At 46.1% G+C, this 25029-nt stretch carries 21 protein-coding genes; 6 read left to right on the forward strand and 15 right to left on the reverse strand.

The genetic code is table 11. The features are described from left to right. Nucleotides 1–94: 94 nt before the first annotated feature. The 3 genes from SEDOR53_RS0102230 to SEDOR53_RS0102240 form a co-directional block, all read right to left on the reverse strand. Nucleotides 95–529, reverse strand: coding sequence for a CPBP family intramembrane glutamic endopeptidase (locus tag SEDOR53_RS0102230; RefSeq protein WP_198018775.1), 435 nt, complete (start codon nt 527–529; stop codon nt 95–97). A 163-nt stretch (nt 530–692) separates the two neighbouring features. After that, nucleotides 693–890, reverse strand: coding sequence for a bacteriocin class II family protein (locus SEDOR53_RS0102235; RefSeq protein ID WP_026768244.1), 198 nt, complete (start codon nt 888–890; stop codon nt 693–695). 128 nt (nt 891–1018) lie between these two features. Continuing rightward, nucleotides 1019–1378: a hypothetical protein gene (locus SEDOR53_RS0102240; protein ID WP_157576676.1), complete on the reverse strand. Its 360-nt coding sequence runs from the start codon at nt 1376–1378 to the stop codon at nt 1019–1021. Nucleotides 1379–1398: 20 nt separating this feature from the next. On the opposite strand from SEDOR53_RS0102240, the gene SEDOR53_RS0102245 reads away from it, so the two are divergent. After that, nucleotides 1399–3696: a two-component regulator propeller domain-containing protein gene (locus tag SEDOR53_RS0102245; RefSeq protein ID WP_037360412.1), complete on the forward strand. Its 2298-nt coding sequence runs from the start codon at nt 1399–1401 to the stop codon at nt 3694–3696. 4 nt (nt 3697–3700) lie between these two features. On the opposite strand, the gene SEDOR53_RS0102250 is transcribed toward SEDOR53_RS0102245, so the two are convergent. The 3 genes from SEDOR53_RS0102250 to SEDOR53_RS0102260 form a co-directional block, all read right to left on the reverse strand. Further along, a complete protein-coding gene (locus SEDOR53_RS0102250; protein ID WP_026768247.1) occupies nt 3701–6139 on the reverse strand; it encodes a bifunctional YncE family protein/alkaline phosphatase family protein in 2439 nt (812 codons plus the stop codon). 98 nt (nt 6140–6237) lie between these two features. Continuing rightward, nucleotides 6238–6816 (reverse strand): hypothetical protein, encoded by a 579-nt coding sequence (locus SEDOR53_RS18465; protein WP_026768248.1) that lies wholly within the window; start codon nt 6814–6816, stop codon nt 6238–6240. Between the two features lie 37 nt (nt 6817–6853). Next, nucleotides 6854–10201 carry a methylmalonyl-CoA mutase family protein gene (locus SEDOR53_RS0102260; protein ID WP_026768249.1) on the reverse strand — a complete coding sequence of 1116 codons (3348 nt, stop codon included), beginning with the start codon at nt 10199–10201 and terminating at the stop codon, nt 6854–6856. Between the two features lie 121 nt (nt 10202–10322). On the opposite strand from SEDOR53_RS0102260, the gene SEDOR53_RS0102265 reads away from it, so the two are divergent. Further along, entirely contained in the window at nt 10323–11282 is a 960-nt protein-coding gene (locus SEDOR53_RS0102265; protein WP_051416455.1) for an aldose 1-epimerase, read from the forward strand. Between the two features lie 3 nt (nt 11283–11285). On the opposite strand, the gene SEDOR53_RS0102270 is transcribed toward SEDOR53_RS0102265, so the two are convergent. Beyond that, nucleotides 11286–11666, reverse strand: coding sequence for a RidA family protein (locus SEDOR53_RS0102270; protein ID WP_026768251.1), 381 nt, complete (start codon nt 11664–11666; stop codon nt 11286–11288). Between the two features lie 67 nt (nt 11667–11733). Here SEDOR53_RS0102270 and SEDOR53_RS18470 point away from each other — a divergent pair, with 67 nt between their 5' ends. The 4 genes from SEDOR53_RS18470 (at nt 11734) to SEDOR53_RS0102290 (ending at nt 14915) form a co-directional block, all read left to right on the forward strand. Next, a complete protein-coding gene (locus SEDOR53_RS18470; protein WP_051416456.1) occupies nt 11734–12339 on the forward strand; it encodes a 3-hydroxyacyl-CoA dehydrogenase family protein in 606 nt (201 codons plus the stop codon). Nucleotide 12340: 1 nt separating this feature from the next. After that, nucleotides 12341–13039, forward strand: a complete 699-nt coding sequence (gene tsaB / locus SEDOR53_RS0102280; RefSeq protein ID WP_026768252.1) for a tRNA (adenosine(37)-N6)-threonylcarbamoyltransferase complex dimerization subunit type 1 TsaB — start codon at nt 12341–12343, stop codon at nt 13037–13039. A gap of 106 nt (nt 13040–13145) precedes the next feature. Then, nucleotides 13146–13481: a helix-turn-helix transcriptional regulator gene (locus SEDOR53_RS0102285; protein ID WP_026768253.1), complete on the forward strand. Its 336-nt coding sequence runs from the start codon at nt 13146–13148 to the stop codon at nt 13479–13481. 18 nt (nt 13482–13499) lie between these two features. Next, nucleotides 13500–14915: a rhodanese-like domain-containing protein gene (locus SEDOR53_RS0102290; RefSeq protein WP_026768254.1), complete on the forward strand. Its 1416-nt coding sequence runs from the start codon at nt 13500–13502 to the stop codon at nt 14913–14915. Here SEDOR53_RS0102290 and SEDOR53_RS0102295 read toward each other — a convergent pair. The 8 genes from SEDOR53_RS0102295 to SEDOR53_RS16925 form a co-directional block, all read right to left on the reverse strand. Then, nucleotides 14912–15796 (reverse strand): lysophospholipid acyltransferase family protein, encoded by an 885-nt coding sequence (locus SEDOR53_RS0102295; RefSeq protein ID WP_026768255.1) that lies wholly within the window; start codon nt 15794–15796, stop codon nt 14912–14914. The genes SEDOR53_RS0102290 and SEDOR53_RS0102295 overlap by 4 nt on opposite strands. A gap of 9 nt (nt 15797–15805) precedes the next feature. Further along, complete coding sequence (gene nadB, locus SEDOR53_RS0102300; protein WP_026768256.1) at nt 15806–17401, reverse strand: L-aspartate oxidase; 1596 nt, start codon at nt 17399–17401, stop codon at nt 15806–15808. A 25-nt stretch (nt 17402–17426) separates the two neighbouring features. Further along, nucleotides 17427–19439 (reverse strand): (E)-4-hydroxy-3-methylbut-2-enyl-diphosphate synthase, encoded by a 2013-nt coding sequence (gene ispG, locus SEDOR53_RS0102305; protein ID WP_026768257.1) that lies wholly within the window; start codon nt 19437–19439, stop codon nt 17427–17429. Between the two features lie 48 nt (nt 19440–19487). Further along, entirely contained in the window at nt 19488–20330 is an 843-nt protein-coding gene (locus SEDOR53_RS0102310; RefSeq protein WP_026768258.1) for a penicillin-binding transpeptidase domain-containing protein, read from the reverse strand. Nucleotides 20331–20348: 18 nt separating this feature from the next. Further along, nucleotides 20349–21536 carry a glycine C-acetyltransferase gene (gene kbl / locus SEDOR53_RS0102315; protein WP_026768259.1) on the reverse strand — a complete coding sequence of 396 codons (1188 nt, stop codon included), beginning with the start codon at nt 21534–21536 and terminating at the stop codon, nt 20349–20351. A gap of 33 nt (nt 21537–21569) precedes the next feature. After that, nucleotides 21570–22253, reverse strand: coding sequence for a response regulator transcription factor (locus SEDOR53_RS0102320; RefSeq protein ID WP_026768260.1), 684 nt, complete (start codon nt 22251–22253; stop codon nt 21570–21572). After that, nucleotides 22250–24163 carry a cell wall metabolism sensor histidine kinase WalK gene (locus SEDOR53_RS18475; RefSeq protein ID WP_051416457.1) on the reverse strand — a complete coding sequence of 638 codons (1914 nt, stop codon included), beginning with the start codon at nt 24161–24163 and terminating at the stop codon, nt 22250–22252. Before SEDOR53_RS18475 ends, SEDOR53_RS0102320 begins: the two co-directional genes overlap by 4 nt. Nucleotides 24164–24271: 108 nt before the next feature. Next, nucleotides 24272–24994 carry an FKBP-type peptidyl-prolyl cis-trans isomerase gene (locus tag SEDOR53_RS16925; protein WP_084220282.1) on the reverse strand — a complete coding sequence of 241 codons (723 nt, stop codon included), beginning with the start codon at nt 24992–24994 and terminating at the stop codon, nt 24272–24274. Between the last annotated feature and the right edge of the window lie 35 nt (nt 24995–25029).

Here is a 25029-nt window from a genome sequence, read left to right on the forward strand (position 1 = left end):
AAAAGGACGTATAATCCCCTGTACCGGGGTCGTACAAGATTAAGCCATAGTGCCGCATCATAACCCTGGCATGATATATCATGGATTGGTTGCACTAAAAAACGTGTTCAATACAAAACCCTGTCAGGTTGTGTAATGCATGTGTCAATGCGATGTAAACAAATGGATCCTTTCCCCGGAGTGCTAAAACGACATAAATGATGCCGTATATAATTCCTGACAGGAAAGTCAATATCATATAAGGAACAGAATACTTATGCAAGGCGCCGAAAATGATGGCACTGGCTAATACTGCTATCCAATAAATACCTGTCCACTTATGGACATTTTTGATTACAAGGTATTGTATCAAATAGGTTTCAACCAATGGAGCAAATATCACCGCTACCCAAAACGCTTCTTTAACATTGAGATTTAGTATAGCGGTAGCTGATTGTTGTTCGGGAAAGAGCAAATACCCGAACAAAAAATTCAACCCAATTGTCACAAGGTATCCACCTGCCACCAATTGCCAGACTGATCTTTTCATGATCCATGTATGCATACTAATCCAAGAAGCATTCAGTTTGCTTAGTAACATATAGCTTAAATTTTATTTATCAAACATACGCCTCTATAACATTAGACACCTGCTTTCCTGACAAATCTTAACAAAGAGTGGCCTGTTTCAGCCACTCCGGGTTTCCCATTTCCTATTTTTCCAAGCTTGACGGTAACGAGGCCTGGAACTCACTGGCAGTTCTTGCAAACTCCATGATATAGCTTGTGGTTGTTTTTGCAACATAAACCAGGCTATCCCAGACACTACCACCATTCACCGTTTTCAATTCATCCCTATCCAACTCACTGAATCCTTCCAGTGTATGGATGTTCAATTGGTTTTGTTTCATAAAATCAGGTTTTACTGTTTGTTAGAAAATTTCATCCGTCTTCCTCATCGTATTTGTTTTGAATTAATGTCTCGTCTTGGGATCCTGCGCAGGAACCGGGCATACAGACAATCCTCCCATTCATTGGCCTATGAATCTTCATCTATTTCAAAACATTCCTCACTTCCTTTTTCAAGGAACTTCACACAAAAACTTCCTTCGCATGCATAATAATACGACTTACGCGCCCGCTCGTAACGGATAGGCGCCCCGAGCTCCTTCATAAATGCCAGGTACTCGAAAAGCGTGGTTTCCGATACCCCTATCCGCTCCGCAAACAGCGCCGGATTCCCGGTTGCTTTCAGCCTGATCATGAAATCAATCCGGTTCAACTTATGAATAAACATGCGTCCCAATCCCATAACAACTCTTTTTCTACAATCGAAATTAAGCCAGGCTAACACCAGTACGATCAGGTATAAGTACCCGTTTTTTGAATAGAACAACATGAATTCAGTTAACTTAGCTCATGCGCTTTGCTATCATCATCCTTGGCTCATGCCTTATGCTGGCAAGCCCATCGAAAGCCCAGTCGCCACCCATCGGGCAGTGGCGCGAACACCTCAATTACCGGCCAGCCATACAAGTCATCAAAGCCGATCAGGTTTATTGCGCTACCGCCACCAACCTGTTTGCCGTTGATGCGCAGGATGAAATGCAACGCTTCAGTAAGATGACCGGCCTCCATGATATAGGCATCAGTTGTGTCGGTTGGGATGATCTCAGCTCCCAACTTGTTATTGCGTATAACAACAGCAATATCGATGTACTCAAAAAGCAATCCGTTACCAATATCGGCGATATCAAACGAAGCACTATTGCCGGCAACAAATCCATCCATCATATTTTTTGCAGCAACGGACTCGCATACCTTTCCAGCGGACTCGGGATCATCGTAGTCAATCTTATCAAATACGAAATCAAAGACACCTGGTTCATTGGCGCCAGCGGAGCACCGGTGAATGTACACAGCATAGCTGCCGACGCTGATTTCTTTTATGCTGCTACAGATGAAGGATTGAAAAAAGCATCCCGTCTCGCCGATCTCTCCGATTACCGCAACTGGACCACACTCAGCGGCAGCAATGGTTTACCCGGCGGCAATACCAACGCTGTGGTGGTTGCCGCCAACCAGCTAATCGCTCAAAAAAACGATTCTCTTTTCATTGCATCGGGCAATAACTGGAGCCTATTGTATACAGATACTGTATGGTCTTTGAACAGCATCACTCCATCTGGAAATAAACTCCTGGTCTGCCAGCAAAACAATACTGGCAAAGCCCGTGTTTTGCAATTGGCAACCAATGGCAACATAGAAAAAATCATTACCAATCCGGCACTGCTCTCCCATCCATTATCAGCCATTATCGATGCCGGTAAAATATGGGTGGCCGACAGCCTCAATGGTCTTTCAAGGTTCACCGCAACAGGCGCCGACCGTTTCATTCCGAATGGGCCACCCGGTACAGCAACCGGTGAAATGATGGGTGATGGAAAACAACTTTTTGCAGCAGCCGGCAGTATCAACAACAACTGGCAGCCGCAACACAATCGGAATGGAATATTCCAATTGACGAACAATGAATGGAATTTTTACCGCTATGATAATACGCCGGCACTCAGCAATACTTATGACTTCATCACAGTAGCCATCGACCCTGTTGATCAAACGCTTTGGGCCGGCAGTTTTGGAAGTGGCCTAGCACATTTCAAAAACAATAACGTTTCAATCTATCAAACCAATAACAGCGCATTGCAGGCTGCTATGAACAATCCGGGCAGTTACCAGGTAGGCGGACTGGCATTCGGTCAAAACAACCATCTCTGGATAAGCAACTACGGAGCTGCGAAAGAGTTGGTGGTACGGAAAGCCGACAGTTCATGGAAAGCATTTGCCATACCGTTTCCGCATACAGAAAATGCAGTAGGGCAGGTATTGATCGATGATGCCGATCAGGTATGGATCATTAGTCCGAAAGGCAACGGTATCTTCTGTTACAACCACGGCGCTTCCATTGACAATACCAATGATGATCAATGGAAGTTTTACCAACAGGGAAATGGCAAAGGAAATTTGCCCAGCAACAATGTATTGTGTATGGCAAAAGACAAGAACGGTTTCATCTGGATAGGCACCGATAAAGGCATTGGCATTGTTCAGTGTACCGGCAATGTGTTTAGTCCGCAAGGATGCGATGCCCTGCTGCCCGTAGTACAGCAGGATCGTTTTGCCGGGTTGTTGTTCCGTGATGAGATGGTACAATGCATAGCAGTAGACGGCGCAAACCGCAAGTGGGTAGGAACGAGAAATGGCCTCTGGTTGCTTTCACAAGACGGCACTTCGATCGTGTACAGATTTACCAGCGATAATAGTCAGCTGTTGAATAACGATATCCGAAAACTGGCCATCGACCCGCATACCGGCGAAGTATTCATTGAAACGGCTATGGGCATCTGCAGTTTCAGAAGCACCGCTACCGAAGGGGGGCCATCAAATCAGGATGTATTGGTATTCCCCAATCCCGTACCACCAGGCTACAATGGAACCATCGCCGTCAGGGGGCTTACCAATAATGCCCTTGTAAAAATAACCGAATTGAATGGCCGGCTCGTATACCAAACCCGCGCCCTGGGCGGTCAGGCTATATGGGACGGGCGAACTTACCTCGGCAATAAAGTTGCAAGCGGCATTTACCTTGTCATCGTACGCAGCGATTCAGGCGACGATAAGATCGTCACTAAAATCGCCATCACTTCGGGTCGTTGACAACTTAATCCCTGTCGGCCATTTTTGTTTGTTTGAAGAAAGCAGCGCGGCGTGGTGCAGGGAACGGTACATGATCGCCTTTGAGTCCGTGCCATAATACTTTATTGAATTCAAGATCCGGCACCGCATCTTCTTTAGCAAGATCAAATTTCTCAGATCTCCTTTGCCATTCGTTCATGGCTGTATTCTTTTCACTCAAGTTAATATTTGCCGGCCTTGCAGTAAATCCTTTGGAATCGGCAGCGGAAGCAAATGAGCGCCACATAGGAGTAGCTGCCGCATCATATTGGCTCATGGGCGGAATGCCCAGGATCAATTCAATGGTGCGCAGCATAGATGAAGTAGAATACATCGTATGATCTACAAAATTCCTTTTTACAAATCCACCAGCTATATAAGCCGGACTGCGGTGTGCATCTACATGGTCGGCGCCATTCTGTGCATCATCTTCCAGGATGAATACAGCTGTTTCATTCCAAATGCGGCTCTTGCTCAGGTATTCTACAAACATTCCCACCGCCAGGTCATTATCGGCAACGTGGGCATAAGGCGTAGGCCTTCCTTTGCGGAGCCCCTCTGTATGATCATTGGGAAAACGAAGGCTGTTGAAGCTGGGTACCTTGTCGATCGCCAGCAGGGAATCGAAATCGCGCTTCCATTGCTGGAAACGGGTAGTGTCTGGCACCGTACCATCGAAGCTGGTGAAATAAGGACAGAAATGGTCTTTTAATACCGGGATATTGGGTTTATAGTTATCGGCGAATTCACCGTAAGTCCGGTAGCTGACGCCCGCTTTTTTACAATGATCCCATATAAATCCACCTTTGTTGTTGGCGATAGCCCTGTGGCCTTCACCATCATAGCTACCACCACGTCCGCCGTAACTGGTTACCCAGTTTTTTTCAAGATAGTCCGTTGCATACGCGCCTGTGCTCCAGTTATGCCCATCCATGCTTACTTCGCCATCTACATAAAAATTATCCAGTAATACAAATTCTTTTGCCACTGCGTGCTGGTTGGGCGTTACATGTTCTCCAAACAGTACCAGCGACTGATCGCCGTTGCCTTCTTTCATATCACCCAATACCTGATCGTAAGTCCTGTTTTCTTTTATCACATAGAACACATACTTGATAGGGCTTTTCTCTCCTACTTTATGCGGAATGGGATTGCCTTCCTCACCTTGTGTAAGCATTTCCTTTTCCTTACTGTAAGGTGTATTGCTATATACCTGGCGTGACCATGCTGCCAGCGTTTCTGCATTGGGCTCATCAATAATGCTCATAGTTCCTTTAAAAAGAGAAGCGATATACTGCACGTCCTTGGGCTTATTGGGGTCGCCCTGCTGGTAAACCACTTCTTCTTTAATCCGCTTGTTTCCAAAAGGATTGGGGCCGCGCGGATTGGCCATGGAAGTAAAACCTTTACCATTGGATACGAATATTTTTTTGCCGATCACTTTTACATTGGTGGGATACCAGCCTACCGGTATAAAACCTTTGCTCTTGCTGGCACCCGGTTCACTTACATCGAATACCGAAACACAATTGTTATCTGCATTGGCGATGTAGAGGGTTTTTTCGTCTTTATTAAGGGCCAGGCCGTTGGTCGTAGAGCCATTGGGGGCATCGGGATACAGTGCCGTATTCAATGTTTCGATCGTCTTTCTTTCCCTTACATTGATCACAGAAACGCTGTTGTCATTCGAATTCGCTACATAGAGGTATTTACCATTGGCGGTGAGCACCATCTCGTTGGGATTATCTCCAACAGGTATTTCAGCTTTGATGTTTCTTTTTTCCGTATCGAACACATACACTTTATCGCATCCCCAGCAACTGATGTACAACTCTTTTGCATTGGGCGAAAGCACGCACGCGTAAGCTTCTCCACCAAGTGCAAAAGGTTCAGCTACTTTTTTTGTTTTCAGGTCGATGATATACAGCGCGTTGTTCTCTTTAGTAACCACGTATAGCTGTTTTTGTTTTTCATCGATTTCGATACCTGCAGGTGAAATTTTATTGGGCCATTTTTTACCCAGTACGATGGTGTCTTTAAGGATGAGTTTTTTATTTTCTACAGCGTATTCAGCAATCCAGTTATCATTGCCACCGGAAGCATACAGTTTTTTTTCATCGCCACTAAATTTCAATCCGTACCATCCCTTGGCAATCACTATATTATCCAGCACTTTTTCAGTAGCAGGGTCGATCAGTTGAATGCTCTGCGTGCCTTGTCCGTTATTGGTTACAGCCATCAATTGCTTGGACTTGCTCACAGCAATATTCAGTGGCAGGTCTCCCAATGGCAGGCTGCGGCCGGCAGGTGATAAAGTCCATCCATTGGGCAGTGTCAATGTTTTCAATCCGGATGCAGGGGCCGTTTGAGCCTGGCCGGCTACAGCGAGCAATACAAACAATGAATAAAAAAATGCTTTTTTCATGAATTGCAATTTAGGGAAGGATAAAAATACAAATGCAGTTGCGATATGGGCAACTGCATCGATGAATTAATGCTTTGGTAATATGAAACGGATGTTAGCTATTGTTTTGTGTATTCGTAAGAACGGATGACTTTAAACTTGAGCATGTTCCTTTCGCCGGGTACTACGCGATACAATACCTGCCGCATTTTACCGGTTGGATGAGCGCCAAGACTATCCGTAAGATACAGCGGATACCGGCGCATGAGGGTACCTTCCATCAAATTAAAGTCGTCGAAGCCTCTGTAACCTTCCCGCAGTTTCTGGTCATCCAATACATCGGGAAGAATGATCGGGTTAACCGATTGGTTCTTATCGGAGCTGATACCTATCACCGTTCCTTTTTGCAGGGAGTCGCCCGAGAAAACATAGAGTACCACATCGGGGAACCCGTCGTTATTAAGATCGTCGATCTCTGCTTTTTTTATCCTGCCCTTGATCTCGATGCTGAATTCACGCGCCTGGTTTTCAAAACCAATCGGATTGATGGTAGCGTCATTCTTTTCGGGATTCCTGTTACTGCAGGTGATCCTGTAACCGACTTTACCAATTTTCAAAGTAGTATCTATCCGCCTCGACTGGCCATGCACCACAAAAGCGCCGATGCAAAAAACCAGTAATATAAAAAACTGTTTCATGGGTAGCCAAGGTATAAAATATTATCCATTCCGGCGCTTACATATTTCTCCGGTACTGGCCGCCCACTTCATACAATGCATGGGTGATTTGGCCAAGGGAACAATACTTGGCCGTTTCCATCAAAACCGCAAAGAGGTTCTCGTTTTGCATGGCGGCTTCTTTAAGACGGTTCAGCTCCCTAGCAGATCGCTGTTCGTTCCTTTTCCAGAAAGCGTGCAGGTTTTGTATCTGCTGTTCTTTTTCTTCCGTGTTGGAGCGGATCACTTCGCCGGGTAAGGTAGTGGGACTTCCATTCTTATTCAGGAATGTATTAACGCCCACCAACGGCAATTCGCCGGTATGTTTGAGGGTTTCGTAATGCAGGCTTTCCTCCTGTATCTTGTTGCGCTGATACATTCTTTCCATAGCGCCCAATACGCCTCCGCGTTCTGTGATACGGTCGAACTCGGCCAGTACCGCCTCTTCTACCAGGTCGGTCAGCTCTTCTATGGCAAAACTGCCCTGGATAAAATTCTCTGTCTTGGCCGAACCCAATTCGCGGTTAATGATCAGCTGGATGGCCATCGCGCGACGCACGCTTTCTTCCGTAGGCGTGGTAATAGCTTCATCATAGGCGTTGGTGTGAAGACTATTGCAATTATCATAAATGGCATACAATGCCTGTAAGGTAGTACGTATATCGTTGAAATCTATTTCCTGTGCATGCAGACTACGGCCGCTGGTTTGGATATGGTATTTGAGTTTCTGTGAGCGGTCATTGCCTTTGTATTTATTTTTCATGGCCTTCGCCCAAATACGCCTGGCCACACGCCCGATGACACTGTATTCGGGATCCATGCCATTACTGAAGAAGAAAGAGAGATTGGGTGCAAAATCATCGATGTGCATTCCCCTGCTCAGGTAATACTCCACATAGGTAAAACCATTTGCCAATGTGAATGCCAGTTGTGTAATAGGATTAGCTCCCGCTTCGGCAATATGGTACCCACTGATGCTGACGCTGTAAAAATTGCGCACTTTATGATCGATGAAATAAGATTGCACATCGCCCATCAGCTTCAATGCAAACTCGGTAGAAAAGATACAGGTATTCTGCGCCTGGTCTTCTTTGAGTATATCGGCCTGCACAGTGCCACGCACCTGCGACAATGCCTCTGCCTTCAGTTGTTCATACACTTCTTTGGGCAACACTTCATCTCCGCTCAAGCCCAGCAGCCGCAGCCCAAGGCCATTGTTGCCTTCGGGTAATCGTTCCGGTGAAGCAGGGTTATAATAATGCGGACGGGGAGCACGCTGGTATTTCTTTTCCAATGCTGCTTCCACCAGCGACCATTGACCATTGGCTTCGATCCACTTTTCGCAAAGCTGATCGATCGCTGCATTCATGAAGAATGCCAGCAGTATCGGTGCCGGTCCGTTGATGGTCATGCTCACAGAGGTTTTCGGATCACAGAGATCGAATCCGCTGTATAATTTTTTTGCATCGTCTACTGTTGCAATGCTCACACCACTATTACCCACTTTGCCGTAAATATCGGGCCTGCTGGCCGGGTCTTCTCCATACAATGTAACACTGTCAAATGCAGTAGAAAGACGTATGGCCGGCTGGCCCAGCGATACATAGTGAAACCTTTTGTTGGTCCTTTCCGGTCCGCCTTCACCCGCGAACATACGGGTAGGATCTTCACCTTGTCGCTTCAGTTCAAAAACACCTGCTGTATAAGGAAATTCACCCGATACATTTTCCTGGAGTTGCCAGCGCAGGATATCGCCCCAATCCTTATATTTCGGTAATACAAGCCTGGGTATGCGTGAGCCGCTCAATGAAGTAGTGGTCAATGGTTGTTTGATGATCTTATCGCGTACCTGGTATTCAAAAAAATCTGCCTTGTATCGCACAACCAATCCCGGCCATGACTGTATCAGCTTCCTGCAACCTGCATCCAGTTTTGCATCGAATTCATTGTAGATGTTTTCCAGTGCGGCTTTCAACCCGGACTTCACTTCCTGCATAGCACCGTGTAACTGGTAGAGTTTGGATGCAATCATAGCCTGATCCTCTACCCATGCATCGTAAGCCCGGTTATTATCGGCTATTTCAGAAAGATAACGAACTCTTTTGGGAGGAATGATCTGGGAACGCGTAGTGGTCTCGTGGTCATGCGGATGAATGGCTATCTGTCCGAATGCAACACCTGTTTTTTCCCTTAAGGTCACCATCATTTTTTCAAATAGCTCATTGATGCCGCTATCGTTGAACTGCGCAGCAATGGTACCGATTATCGGTAGTTCTTCATCTTTAGCAGTCCACAGCCCGTGGTTCCGCTTGTATTGTTTGCGCACATCATGCAATGCATCGAGTGCGCCGGCCTTATCGAATTTATTGATACAGACAAGATCGGCATAATCAAGCATGTTGATCTTTTCCAGTTGTGAAGCCGCACCGTATTCAGGTGTCATCACATAAAGACTTACATCGCAGTAATCGAGGATCGAAGCATCGCTTTGCCCTACACCTGCCGATTCCAGTATGATCAGATCGAAAGCCGCTTTCCTGCAAACATCAATGGCATCCTGCACGTAAGGGCTCAACGCCGTATTATCATCCCTGGTAGCCAGGCTACGCATGTATGCACGCGGATGTGAGATCGAATTCATCCGTATCCTGTCGCCCAGCAAAGCGCCGCCTGTTTTTTTCTTGGAAGGATCTACCGAGATCACCGCGAGTGTTTTATCTTCAAACAGGTTGAGGAATCTTCTTACAATCTCATCTGTTACACTGCTCTTGCCTGCACCTCCTGTGCCCGTAATGCCCAACACAGGAATAGCAGGTATCTCACCGTTTACTTTTGTATTTCCTCCTCCATTTTCCGCATTCGTGATTTCCCGTGCCAACTTGCGTATGTCTTTCACTTCGCCCAATGTCATGGCACGTTCATAAATGTCATTGCCATTCAGACCAAAATCGCATTGTTTGATCACATCTTCGATCATGCCCTCCAATCCCATCCGGCGGCCGTCATCCGGACTATAAATCCGGGTGATGCCATATTGCTGTAATTCCCTGATCTCTTCCGGCAGAATAGTACCACCGCCACCACCGAATATTTTGATGTGCCCGCAACCATTCTGGTCCAGCAGGTCCTTCATGTACTTGAAAAATTCTACGTGTCCACCCTGGTAGCTGGTAATGGCAATACCCTGCACATCTTCTTCAATGGCACATTCCACAATATCTGCCACGCTGCGGTTATGTCCGAGGTGAATGATCTCTGCTCCTTTTGCCTGCAGGATGCGACGCATGATATTGATGGCTGCGTCGTGGCCATCGAAAAGACTGGCCGCTGTTACGATCCTGATCTTATGCCGGGGTTGATAAGACATATTGTATAGTTAGTGTAGACGGCAAAATTACAATATTGCATGCAATAGTTAACAACTGTTAGTTTTAACGGTTTCATTTTTTGCTAGTCAAAACTTACTATTTTGCCGCTCAAATCGTTTTATGTCTTTTGAGGTGCTCATTGATCGTTCCGCCCAATATCCTGTTATTACGTTGAGAAATAAGATTTCAGGGGCGGAAGCTGACGTTTATGGTTTCGGGGGATTGCTGAATGCTTTCCGTTTGCCCGTTGAAGGCCGGATGGTGAATGTGATAGAGGGGTTCGCTTCGGTTGCCGATGCCATAGCCAATATTACCCATGGTTTTAAGAGTGCCAAGCTGAGTCCTTATGTTTGCCGCCTGCACAAGGGCAGTTATGCGTTTCAGGAGAGGTCGTTCAAAGTGAATGGTTTTTATATGGGAGATCATGCCATTCACGGGCTTATTTATAACCGGCCTTTCGATATCATCGATACAACTGAAGATGCTGCACAGGCCGCCCTCACACTGCAATACCGATATGAGGGCGATGATGTCGGTTATCCTTTCCCGTTTACCATGCAGGTTCAGTGGAAGCTCAAGGATGGTGGGTCTTTGGGTGACCGGCTCACAGTTGTTACCAGTTTTACCAACAGGCACCATGATGTGGTTCCTTTGTCGGACGGATGGCATCCGTATTTTACATTGGGAAATAGCCTTGACGAATGCTCGCTGCAATTCAATTCCGGTATGCAAGTAGCATTCAGCAAAGACCTGCTTCCCACAGGCGATACGTTACCTGATGAACGTTTCCTGCATGGTGCATCGTTAAAGGGGGTTGAGCTGGACAACTGTTTTCTCCTTGATACGTCGAAAGAATCTTCACGCTGCATACTACAAAACGGGCGTCTCCGCCTCACCATTGAACCCAATGCCTCTTATCCTTATTTACAGATCTACACACCTCCGCACCGCAAAAGCATTGCTATCGAAAACCTCAGCAGCGCACCTGATGCATTCAACAATGGCATTGGTTTGATTGTGGTGAACAGCGGAGAGAAAAAAGAATTTTCTACCAGTTATGTGTTAGCGGCTGGTGCCTGATGGTTATCCCACTGCTGTTACACTGATCTCCACATTTACGCCTTTGGGCAAGCCTTTCACCGCAACTGTCTCACGGGCAGGATAAGCACCTGTAAAATAAGAACCATAGATTTCGTTTACCGATGCAAAAAGGTTCATATCGCTGAGGAAGATGGTGGTTTTGACGATATGGGAAAAATCCAGCTTCGCTTCTTCGAGTATGGCCTGGATATTTTTCATCACTTGGTGCGTCTCCGCCTGAATCGTACCGGTTTCAAGCGCTCCTGTTTCAGGAATGATGGCCACCTGGCCACTCACAAATAAAAAGCCATTGGCGCGGATGGCTTGGTTATAAGGCCCGATAGGAGCCGGCGCTTTGTCGGTTTGCACAATCTGTTTTGACATCTGGTTTGTTTTGATCCGTTGCAAATTGATGCATTTCTATCATCCTGCCAACCTAAATTTGCGTTCTATGCACATTGCAATACAGGCAAATACACAACAGAAGGAATTGTTGCTGCAAAAAGGCATTCCGGCCGGCATCAGCGTAAGTTGGTTGGCGGAAGGCATGGCATTGCCTGTTGCCGATGCCTATTTCGATTTTTTGGGTGTGGGTGATGTATTCGCAACCATAAAAGAACAGCCTATTTTTATCAATGAAGTACTGCGCACTAGCAGGCAACTCCCGCTGAATTGCATTCGTATCAATGCCTGGAATAGTTTCCTCGAAAGACCTGTATTGGAAATAGCGGGAGAAAATAACAGGGCTGCGGGAGAAAACATACTCCGGTCATTGAACTGGAAATACCAATGGGTTCCGGATGAACCTGGTTTTATTGCTGCCAGGATAGTATGCATGATCATCAATGAAGCTTATTTCGCACTGGGTCAGGAACTAAGTTCCAAAAATGAGATTGATATCGCTATGAAACTGGGTACCAATTACCCGATGGGACCGTTTGAATGGGCAGAGCAGATCGGTACCCGGCAGGTATATGATTTATTGAAAATACTGGAGCGTGAAGACAAACGCTATACGCCGTCCGGACTGCTCGAAAAAGAAGCGTTGCAATCATAAGATGCCAACCATTTTACATATAGATACAGCTACAGAGCAGGCGGGTGTTTGTATCAGCCGTGATCAAACCGTTCTGCACCTGCTCGAAAGTCCCGACCAGAAAAACCATGCGGCTTTTGTGCAACCTGCTATTCAACAGTTATTACAGGAAACGGGCATTGCGCTTTCAGGCATTGATGCAGTGGCCGTGGTAGCCGGACCGGGCAGTTATACCGGACTGCGGGTGGGACTGGCCTCCGCCAAAGGCATTTGTTATGCCCTCCAAAAACCTCTTATCCTGTTGAACACCTTAAAAGTGATGGCGCAGGCATTGATTGGCAATAGTTCCACCACGCAGGACCCTGTTGTTGGCAACGACCTTGTTTGTCCCCTGATCGACGCCCGCCGGATGGAAGTGTTTACAGCAGTGTACGACACATCATTGCGGGAAACCTGGCCACCGCAGGCATTGATACTGGAACCGGGTTCTTTCAGCAGTTTGCTCGATAAGGGCCGTGTGCATTTTTGTGGAAGTGGTCTGCAAAAACTGGAGGGATTGATCCATCATGCCCATGCTGTTTTTCACCATTCCGGTCACAGTGTAAGGGATATGATAACGCTTGCGGAAGAAGCCTTTGAGGCTCAATCTTTTGCTGATCTTGCCTATAGTGAGCCTTTATATGTCAAAGAGTTTTTTGATAGTTCTAAAGCCGTTAGGTAAAGTATTTTTTTGTATTCACAAAAATTATACTATAAAACCCGAACATTATTGTAGCTTTACAGGTGCAATTAGAGTTTCTTAACCCCCCAATATAACTTTTATTGTCATGAGTCAATCATTACAGTCTGTTGTTCTCAACAACGGCAAAACGCAACTAAAAGTTGATTTCTTGCATACCAAGAAAGCAGCTCTTATCCTTCGATCGGTGAATCACAAGCTTCGTCAGCAGATCATCAAATTACTGGATGATCATCAGAAAATGACCGTTACTGAAATTTATGTAAAACTGAGGCTTGAACAATCTGTTGCTTCGCAGCACCTGGCTATCCTGAGAAGGGCCGGCATTGTGAGTACTGCGCGTGATGGAAAATTTATTTTTTATTCTGTCAACTATACCCGCTTGGCTGAAGTAGTGGGATTTGTTGAAACCTTGGTAGCCTGATATCTTAAATTTGTTGTGATGTTTGTAAAACAATTGTATACGGGCTGTCTCAGTGAAGCCGCTTATTATATTGAGAGTGAGGGAGAAGCCGCAGTAATCGATCCTTTGCGAGATATTGAAGAATACCTTCAACTCGCCAGGGAACGTAATACAACCATCAAATATATTTTCGAGACCCATTTTCATGCCGACTTTGTCAGCGGCCACCTCGACCTCGCAGCGGCAACCGGCGCTACTATTGTGTATGGTCCGGATACCCATACTAACTTTCCTGTGCATGTAGCCAAAGACGGAGAACTGTTTTCCATTGGCAAAATGAAAATGCAGGTACTTCATACGCCCGGGCATACACTGGAAAGCAGTTGTTACCTGCTGAAAGATGAAGCAGGCAAAGACCAGGCATTATTCACAGGTGATACCTTGTTTGTGGGGGATGTGGGCCGTCCCGACCTGGCACAAAAAGGCGCCGCATTAACCATGAACGACCTGGCAGGCATGTTGTATGATAGTCTCCGGAAAAAAATATTGCCCTTGCCAGACCATGTGATCATCTATCCTGCCCATGGAGCGGGCAGCAGTTGCGGCAAGAACCTCGGCACCGAAACATACAGTACCGTAGGTGAACAAAAACAAACGAATTATGCGCTCGCTTCACAAAGCAAGGAAGATTTCATCAAAGCCGTCACTGAAGGATTAACGACCCCTCCTCAATATTTTCCTATTAATGCACAGATCAATAAGGAGGGGTACGAAAGCCTGGAAGCACTGCTGCAGAAAGGCATGCAGGCCTGGGATGCAGATTCATTCAGAAAAAAAGCACAGGATGAGAACATCATCTTATTAGACACCCGCAAAGCCACTGTGTTTACACAGGGCTTTGTGCCGGGGTCTGTAAGCATTGGCCTTGAGGGCCGTTTTGCCGAATGGGCAGGCAGCTTGTTACCATTCGATCAACCTTTACTGCTTATTACAGAACCGGGACAGGAAAGAGAAACCATTGTACGATTGGCCAGAGTAGGCTTCGATAAATTCGAAGGACATCTTGCCGGTGGCTTCGAAACCTGGCAGGCAGCCGGTTTGCCCATCGATATGATCATCGATGTGGAAGCCGATGAATTGGCGATGGACATTCCCTTCGATCCCAACCTGGTGATCGTGGACGTTAGAAAAGTACCTGAATATGCCGATGGCCATGTTAAACAAGCCATCAACATACCCCTTGAAACGCTCATGGATCCCGCCAGCATGGCCGATCTCGACGAGCATCACAACATCTATGTTCACTGTGCGGGTGGTTATCGCAGTGTTATTGCCTCTTCACTTATAAAAAGACAGGGCATCCACAACCTGCGCAACATAGCGGGTGGGTGGAGCAGTATCAAAGAATTGGGTGATAAATTCAAGATTGAAAAAAGTACGGAAGTGTTGAATTAAGGGACCATCAGGTGCCCGAATTTCTCTTCGTCGTACTGGAATTTCCAGCGACGGTGACTCCACAAATAATTATCGGGAATCTGTTTCACCGATGCTTCTATTTTGTTCACCAGTAATTTGGTCAATGCCCCGTTGGAATAAGTTTTGGGTTCTGTAGTTACCAACTCAAAATCTACCCGATAATACCCTCTTTTTACTTTGTAAAAATGTGCATATACAATGGCTGTATTGTTCACTTTGGCTCCTTTTTCAGGCCCCCTTACAAATGGAGCGGGCTTGCCAAAGAAAGGCGCCCAGTATGCCTTTTCAGGCCCCCCGGGGTTCTGATCGGCCACCAGGATCAAAGCGTACTGATCATGAACATATTTATTAAAATCCCGCCTGAACTCCGTAGCTGGTACCAGCAGCGTACCAAATTTTGTCCTGAGTTTGTATATCAGCCTGTCAAATATTTTATTCGATAAAGGCATATACACTACTACAAAAGGATATTTACTGTCGAGCGCTACTCCCAGGTTAGCAAATTCCCAATTGAAATAATGACCGGAAATCACCTGTACATTCTGCCCGGTTGCATACAATTGATTCATTACTTCGATATTAGATGAAAACCGTTTCCTGAATGCTTTCTCACTAATAGAAATTAATTTAATGGTTTCGATAAAAGTGTCGATGAAATTATGGTAGAACTTCTTTGCGATGCTTATCCTTTCTGCCTCGCTTTTTTCAGGGAAGGCGATGGCGAGATTACCCATCACCACTTTTTTCCTGTATCCGAATACATAATACACCAATAAGTAGATACCATCACTCAGGAAATACAATACCCGCCAGGGTAGCAGCGATAACAGGTAAAAAATGCCATAAACGATATAATACATGCGGGTATTTTAAAGGATGATGTTTTGCAGCAGTTCGCTTTTCTGCTGGTGATCGGTATTATAATGCAAACCCCTGCTTTCTTTCCGGAACTGTGCTCCTTTTACGATCAGGTATCCTACGGTGATGAGGTTCCGCAACTCGCACAGTTGGGGCGATACTTTTGTTGTGCGATACAGTTCTTCTGTTTCTGCAAACAGGAGGTCCAGTCGTTTCATGGCCCTCTCCAATCGCACATCGGTTCGCACGATACCTACATAATCGCTCATGATCTGTTGCAATTCTTTCTGACTCTGTGTGATCAGGATCATCTCGCGCGGATCGGTGGTGCTCAATGCTTTCCAGTCTGGGATGTTTTCTGCGAAAGCAATGGCATTTATATGTTTATTCGCATCGAGGAAGCAACGGTGTCCGAATACCATGGCTTCGAGCAGACTATTGCTGGCGAGGCGGTTGGCGCCATGCAAACCGGTACTGGCACATTCTCCGCATGCATAGAGGTGTTGGATGGAGGTCCTGCCCCATTCATCTGTTTTGATGCCGCCACAACTGTAATGTGCTGCCGGCGCCACTGGTATCATCTGTTGCATCACATCGATACCTATGCTGAAGCATTTTTCGTAAATATTGGGGAAATGCCGCAGGAATTTTTCCTTGTCCATTTCCCTGCAATCGAGGTACACGTATTCGGTACCGGTGCGTTTCATTTCACTATCGATGGCACGCGCTACGATATCACGTGGTGCCAGATCTTTCCGGGCATCGTATTTTTCCATGAAAGCTTCCTCGTTCCTGTTGCGGAGGATAGCGCCATCACCCCTCACCGCTTCGGTGATCAGGAAAGAAGGGGAAACACCCGGCTCATACAATGCAGTAGGATGGAATTGTATGAACTCCATGTTTTCGATCTTGCCTTTAGCGCGATATACCATCGCAATGCCATCACCTGTGGCTATACGTGGGTTGGTAGTAGTGCGGTATGCCTGTCCGCAGCCGCCGGTAGCCAGCAAAGTGATCCGCGCCAGTATTTTTTCAATCTGGTTAGTACGTTCGTTCAGCACATATACGCCATAACAGGTAATATCGGGTGTTGACTTGGTAACGAGGTAGCCGAGATGATGCTGGGTAATGATATCAATCACAAAACAATGATTGATGAGTTGTATGTTGGCTACCTGCTTCATTTCTTCCAGCAAAGCACGTTCTACTTCTTTACCGGTAACATCTTTGTGATGCAGAATGCGGTTCTCGCTGTGGCCACCTTCTTTTCCAAGACTGTACTCGCCGGTATCATCCTTATCGAAACGGGCGCCATATTCAATGATCTCCCTGATTCGCTCAGGGCCTTCTTTCACTACAATTTCCACGACCCGTTCATTGCACAATCCATCGCCTGCGATCAATGTATCCTCAATATGTTTGACAAAGCTGTCATTTTCCTCATCCCATACACCTGCAATTCCACCCTGCGCATATTTGGTGTTGGTTTCATCTACGCGGGTCTTGGTAATAACAGTCACTTGCCTGGAAGGATGCTGCTTGGCCGCTTTCAATGCATAAGTCAGTCCTGCAATACCCGATCCGATTACCAAAAAATCTGTCTGCATATCTGTTGTTATAATTGCTGGTTATTCATAGCCCTGCCGGTTCCACCCAGGCGCCATGTTCTTTCAATATATTGATCAGCTCATCTACCGCTACTTCACTTTCCACGTTCCGCTTCACTATTTCTTTTCCTTTATACAAAGTGATTTTACCAACCCCGCTTCCCACATATCCAAAATCGGCATCGGCCATCTCGCCGGGTCCGTTTACAATGCAACCCATGATGGCAATCTTAACACCTTTGAGGTGATTGGTTACTTCCCTGATCCTGGCAGTGGTTTCCTGCAGGTCGAACAAAGTACGGCCGCAACTGGGACAAGAAATGTATTCTGTCTTCGATATCCGGGTACGCGTGGCTTGCAGGATACTGAAAGCCGTTGCGTTCACAAATTGTTCAACAGTGGTGTTGTTCAGGTAATTCCTGCCGCTGGTAGCGCTTTTGTTCGCTTCCAATTGTTCATAGCTTTTTGCTTTCATGCCCAGCCATATCCCATCGCCAAACCCATCGAGCAGTAATGCACCCGCTTCTGTTGCAAAATGGATCAGGTGTTCATCGGCTGTTTCCCATGAACTGTCTGTCATCAGTATCACCGGGTTCTGTATTTTTCTTTGCAGTAATTCCATGAACATGCGGCGAACAGCGGGCATTGCGTGTTGCCGGCCACTACTGAGACAAAGTATTACTGAAGGATCGTTGGCCAGTTCATCGAGGTGAGAAAAATCATTGATGGGCGTTTCATCACTGAAACAATCCAGCATCACAAAATTCTTCGAGTGCCTGTTTTCTGCCAATACAAAACCCGATGCATTATATACAGGGAAATATTTTTCCTTATCGGCAGCCATCGCCCAGGCACCCGCATACGCAATCACTTTCAACGTTCCGGGAAGGGCAAAATCGAGTAGCTGGTGGCCGGTGAACACATAATCGGCTGCCGTATCACTGATATTCCACTTGTCGAGTTTTTCATCGTACCGGTAGCCAATGCTTTCCAGGCTAGCCGGTGTGATCTTGTCTACCTTGCTCAGATCGGCCACTACAACAGGCACTTGTTTGCCGCCGATATTTCCCACTTCGAAACATTCCCTGCGTTGATAACTGAAAGGATCATACGGTATTTTCTCTATTGCCGGGATGCCTGTACCAACCGATGTTGCGGATGTATAACGTTTTACCAGGTCTTTGCATACGGGTATTTCAAATTCTGGGTCTTCTGTTAAACTAACGCGTATGGTATCTCCCACACCATCTTCCAGCAGGGTTCCGATACCGGCAGCGCTTTTAACCCTTCCATCTTCCCCGTCTCCTGCTTCTGTAACGCCCAGGTGCAGCGGATAGCATTCACCAAATTCTGCAGCCATTTGTTGTATCAGCAAACGATAAGCCTGCACCATTACCTGCGGGTTGCTGGCTTTCATGCTCAATACAATATTGTGATAGCTTTCTCCCCTGGCGATCCTTAAAAACTCCATGGCGCTTTCTACCATGCCCATGGGTGTATCTCCATAGCGGCTCATGATGCGGTCGCTCAACGAGCCATGATTGGTACCGATGCGCATGGCTGTTCCATGTTCTTTGCAAATCTTTACCAGCGGTGTAAAGCGTTCGCGGATGCGATCGATCTCTTCCGCATATTCCACATCGGTGTATTCGAGGAGTTCGAACTTTTTCTTATCTACATAATTACCGGGATTGACCCTTACTTTTTCTACAATACGGGCTGCGATCTCTGCTGCATTGGGTGTAAAATGGATGTCGGCAACAAGTGGCGTATGATATCCTCTTTTCCGTAGTTCGTTTTTGATGTGCAGCAGGTTCTCCGCTTCCTTCTTGCTGGGCGCCGTAATACGCACCAATTCAGCCCCTGCTTCAATACAACGGATACTTTGTTCTACCGTAGCAATGGTATCCATGGTATCCGTGGTGGTCATGGTTTGCAGCCTGATAGGATGGCCATTTCCCAATAACAAGTCTCCAATCTTCACTTCCCGGGTTGGTAGCCGTTTATACTGGGTAACAGAATTACAATACAATTGCATAACACTAAATGTGCTGCAAAATTAACTGTTAATAGGCAATAATTATTTTCAGCGTTTTCCCTCGAAAAAGCCCCTTTCTTTCAGGATGGCCTTCAGTATATCCAGCCGCAGCGGTGTCATGGGCGTATTATGGGGGCCTTCAACGTTCATGGCAAAGAAATAAGGATGATGGTTTTCTTCTATCCATCCAACCATCCAGCCCAGGGCATTGCCATTGGGCAGAAAACCCCAACCAGTTTTATAGCTGAGCTGGTAATTGGCATTGCTTTCTTGCAGCAGGGCTTTCTTAACAATTTCCTGGGTACGCTTCTGAAAAGGTAATTTTCCGAAATACAGTTCTTTCAGCAGTCCCATCTGTTCATCGGCCGTCACCTTTAATGTATTATTCAACCAAAATGTATCAATAGCGCCGTTGATAATATGATTACCATACTTCAGGCTGTCGAGCCAGTGCTGCATGGTATCCTTTCCAATTCTTCTCGCTACTTCCTGGTAATAGGGAACAGCAGATGCTTTGAATGCTTCCAGCATTGTAAGGTCTTTATTCCATCCAGTTGCCGTATCTCCGTTGGGATATTTGCGAATCATCCCATCCCATTTAATGACCATTTTTTCATCAACGATCTTACCTGTTTCAATACCTATGAGCGAGTTAACGATCTTGAATGTAGAAGCGGGTAAATACGCAGAATCTTTAAACCGTTCAAGGTTGTAAATAATAAACTGCCCCGTTCCGTTATCGTATAGTCCGAATGTTCCTTTTACATGGTTTGTATCGAAATATTTCCGGAGACTGTTATCAATGGTAACATTATTCGGAGAACAAGCTGAGATGCATACGGAGAGTATCACAGCCATGCAACACAACAGGAATGAAACGCTGTTTTTCATGTCTAGGTTTTACGGTGTTTATTTCAATACGCCCAGTTCCTTACCCACTTTGGTGAATGCGGCAATGGCTTTGTCGAGATGCGCCTGTTCATGTGCAGCGCTCAGTTGCACGCGGATACGTGCAAGTCCTTTGGCTACCACCGGGTAGAAGAAACCGATCACGTACACGCCTTCATCCAACAATTTAGCTGCGAACTGCTGCGCCACTACTGCATCGTAGAGCATGATGGGAACGATGGGATGATCACCGGGTTTGATATCGAAGCCGGCTTCCGTCATTTTCGACCGGAAGTATTTTGTATTGTGTTCGAGCTTATCACGCAGCTCAGTGGTTTCGGTAAGCATATCCAGCACTGCAATGGAAGCCCCTACAATAGAAGGTGCTACTGTATTGGAGAAGAGGTAAGGCCGGCTCCGCTGGCGCAGCATCTCGATCACTTCTTTTTTTCCGGAAGTAAATCCGCCACTGGCACCGCCAAGCGCTTTACCCAGTGTGCCGGTAATGATATCGATCCTGCCCATCACATTCCTATATTCATGGGTACCGCGACCTGTTTTACCCAGGAAGCCGGAAGAATGGCATTCGTCGATCATCACTACAGCATCATATTGATCGGCCAGGTCGCAGATCTTATCCAGTTGGGCGATAGTGCCATCCATACTGAAAGAGCCGTCTGTTACAATGATACGGCTCCGGCAACCTGCCGCTTCTTTCAGCTTGACTTCCAGGTCGGCCATGTTGTTGTGCTCGTAACGAAAACGCTGCGCTTTACACAAACGCACCCCATCGATAATGGATGCATGGTTGAGCGCATCACTGATAATGGCATCCTGCTCGTTGAACAGGGGTTCGAATACACCACCGTTCGCGTCGAATGCGGCGGCGTACAATATGGTATCTTCGGTCCCGAGGAATTGGGCGATCTTTTGCTCCAGTTCTTTATGGATATCCTGGGTGCCGCAGATGAAGCGCACGCTGCTCATACCGTAGCCATGGCTGTCAATGGCTGCATGCGCCGCTTCGATCACTTTGGGGTGGGACGAGAGTCCGAGGTAATTATTGGCACAGAAATTCAATACTTTTTTGCCGTTCACTACAATTTCCGGGCCTTGTTCACTGGTAATAATCCTTTCTTTTTTGAACAGTCCGGCTTCTTCTATCTCCTTTAATTCCTGCGCAATGCGGTTGGTAAAATGATTATTCATGGTCGACACTTTTCGACCGCGAAGATATTTTATTTAGACAACAAAACGATACCCTACCCCTTTAATGGTAATGATCTCCAGGTTCATATCGTCTTTCAGGTATCCCCTGATCTTGGTAATATATACATCCAGGTTACGGCTGTTGAAGAAGGAATCGTTACCCCAGATATGGTTGAGTAGTTCCCGCCTGTCTATCACATCGTTGCGGTGCTGATAAAGGTATTTGATCAGTTCGGTTTCGCGGTAAGAGAGTTTCCGCTCTTCGGCGCCTCCCTGCAATAATTGTTTGTTGAGGTGGAACTGGAATTTGCCCAGCGGGATGGTATCTCCATTTGTTGTCAATAACGGCTCCTTTTTTATACGCAGTGAATTTTCTATCCGTACAATCAATTCTTCCATACTGAAGGGTTTTCGTATGTAATCATTGGCCCCCAGTCTAAACCCTGTAAGCACATCATCCGTCTGTGTTTTGGCCGTCAGGAAAATAATAGGTACATCATCATTCAGTTTACGGATATCTTTTGCCAGTTCAAATCCACTGCGACCGGGCAGCATCACATCCAACACACAGATATCCGGGCGCTCGTTTGTAAACTGTTCCAGCACCTGGTTCCCATCAGCTTCCATGACCACTTCAAAGCCACGTGTCTCGAGCGATTCTTTTACGATCTTTCCCAGGAAGAGCTCGTCTTCCACATATAATACTTTGATGCTCATATAGTTTTCTTTCTGATCACGCGATGCTCATCAAACCGGATCTCATCGGCCGCTGCAACCGGGAGTTTTACAATGAAAGCGCTTCCTTTTCCCAATATACTTTCAACATAAATATACCCCATGTGTTGTTTCACGATCTCAGCAACATAGCTCAATCCCAATCCATATCCCTTGATGTTGTGCTGGTTTCCCATCGGCACCCTGAAGAATTTATCAAAGACTTTCTGTTGGTACTGGTGTGCAATGCCTACACCGTTATCACTCACTTTCAATTCAAGAATATTCTCCTGTACAGCTTTCAACACTATTTGAATGACTGGTACGCCGGCGCTGTATTTCAACGCATTATCCAGTAAGTTATAAATAACACTGGTAATATGCAATTTATCTGCTTCAATCAGGAAGGAACTGCCTTCGGTGGTAAAAGATACCCGGGCGTTTTGCTTTTCCAATTGCAACCGCATGGTAGTGAGGGTTTTCTCGATCAATACTTTCATGTCGAATTGCTCTTTTTTCAGTTCTACTTTTTTGTTTTCAAACATTGATAACTTAAGTACTTTATCTACCAACAAGCCCAGTCTTTGCAATTCGGAAGCTGAAATATCCAGGTACTCTTTGGTCTTTTCCGGGCTCCTGATGGCATTGAAGTTGCGCAGCGCTTCTATGGCAACACTTACTGTTGCGATAGGTGTTTTCAGTTCGTGTGTGATATTGCTGATGAAATCGTTTTTGATATTGGCCAGCTTTTGTTGCGCCATGATATTCCGGTACATGATGATGAAAGAAACCAGCACCAGTAAGAGCAACAGGACAGAACCGCCAATTTGCATGCGCATTTTACCAAGAATGTATTGTTGCACACCGGAGAAATGCGCCTGGTAAGCGTAAGGTGTATTGAATCCTACAAATACTTTCGAAGTGGTTACTTCTTTGGTACTGTCTTTCTCAAAATCTGCTTTTACAGGCAATGTATTTCTATAAGATTTGAAGCTGATATTGTAAGGAGGGTAACCGTTCATGAGCCTTGCCAACTCTGCTCTATAGGCCGAATCAACGCGTGCAACCGGTATAGAATCGTTCAGTGTTCTATTTGTATTGAAGAAAGTAACAATGTCCGAAGTGGGTTTATAGCGCTTTTTTATTTGAATCTTTTCCGGAACAGGGGCTGTTGCGATCGTATCTTCTTCCGGTGGTGGCGGTGGCGGCCTGCGAAGATGTGATTCGACCTTTGCAGGCATCGGGAGCCGCACGGAAAAATTAGGGTAAACGGGCACCCGCATCCTTTGCGGATGATATATTATGTTGACATTGTCTTTCCGCTCAAATTGATCAAACTTTGCTACCTCATTAACTTTTACCAATGTGTCATTGGATAAGCGAAGAGAAGTGCTGTCACCTGTGCTATTACTATAACTTATGATGATGGTGGGGAAATCTTTCCTGACATGGTTCAAAGGAACTGAATCTCTGAGGACAATTTTATCCTTCAACATCAGCTCGGCTTTTCTCCGCAACATCAGTTCAATCAGCCTGGGAGGAGGAACTCCTGTTACTTCATCATGTATTTCCGGTCCTGCAAACCTGAAATGAAATGTTGAGTCTTCCCTATGATCCCGTCTATACTGCACTCTTCGTTTGATTCGTGGTGCTGTTCTTACAGTCTGCGAAGTGCTCAATCTAGCTATATGCCGTTTATCCGTGTCGGGAACGACTAAAGCAGTTAATGAAGTATCTTTTTCATACAAACCGCGCTGCAATTTGTCTATCGCGCCCCTGAAAGCCACTTCCACTCCATTGTTCAGGCCTTTGTATTCATCCCTGTACAGCTTGTTCAACCAATATCCTTCAAATGTCGCCAGTACCAGTATGGTCGCAATCATCAACGCACGCGAAATCTGAAGCTTGTTCATGCTCTTTTATTCAGATACAAAAGTAACAGGGCTTTACTGGAACTCCCCGCTTCTATTAACCTAAATTAACCTTAGTGCAAGAATGCTTAACGCGGCGCTGTAGCGGATCTATTTTGTGATACCCAACAGCTCTACTTCAAATATCAATGTTGATCCCGGAGGAATGGCTCCGGCAGCCCTGTCGCCGTATGCCAGGTCGGAAGGAATGTATAATTTCCATTTGCTGCCTACGGTCATCAATTGCAATGCATCCTGCCATCCTTTGATCACCCTGTTCAGCGGAAAACTGATGGGCTCTCCCCTGTCTACAGAACTGTCGAATACGGTTCCGTTGATGAGGGTTCCATGGTAATGGCATTTCACTGTATCGCTGAGTGCGGGTTTAGCCGTACCTGTTCCGGCTTTGATGATCTCATATTGCAGTCCGCTCGGCAATGTTACTACGCCCGACCGTTTGCCATTGGTTGCCAGGAATACTTTTCCTTCCTGCTTGGCTACCATAGCTTTTTCAGTACTTACTTTTTGCTGGTAAGCACCGATGCATGCATCCAGTGTAGCTTCTTCAATCAATATCTTTTTATTCTGCAATACATCTGTCATAGCTTTTTGTACCATTGACAGGTTCAGTTTGTCGAACCCGGAATTCTTCAGGTTCTGCGCGATCCGAACGCCCAGCGCATAACTGGCGCTGTCTGTGCTTCCTTTGAAAGGATTAACCGTTGCGGTTGCTTTCGCGGGAGCTTTTTTTATAGTGGCAACAGGCTTTTTAACCTGCGCAAACATATTTACTACGCATAAAAGCGCGCCAGCCAGGATGATCGTTTTTTTCATTTGTATCATTTGAGAGATTCAAAACAACAATAATT

This window comes from Asinibacterium sp. OR53 (genome assembly GCF_000515315.1).
GTDB lineage: Bacteria > Bacteroidota > Bacteroidia > Chitinophagales > Chitinophagaceae > Sediminibacterium.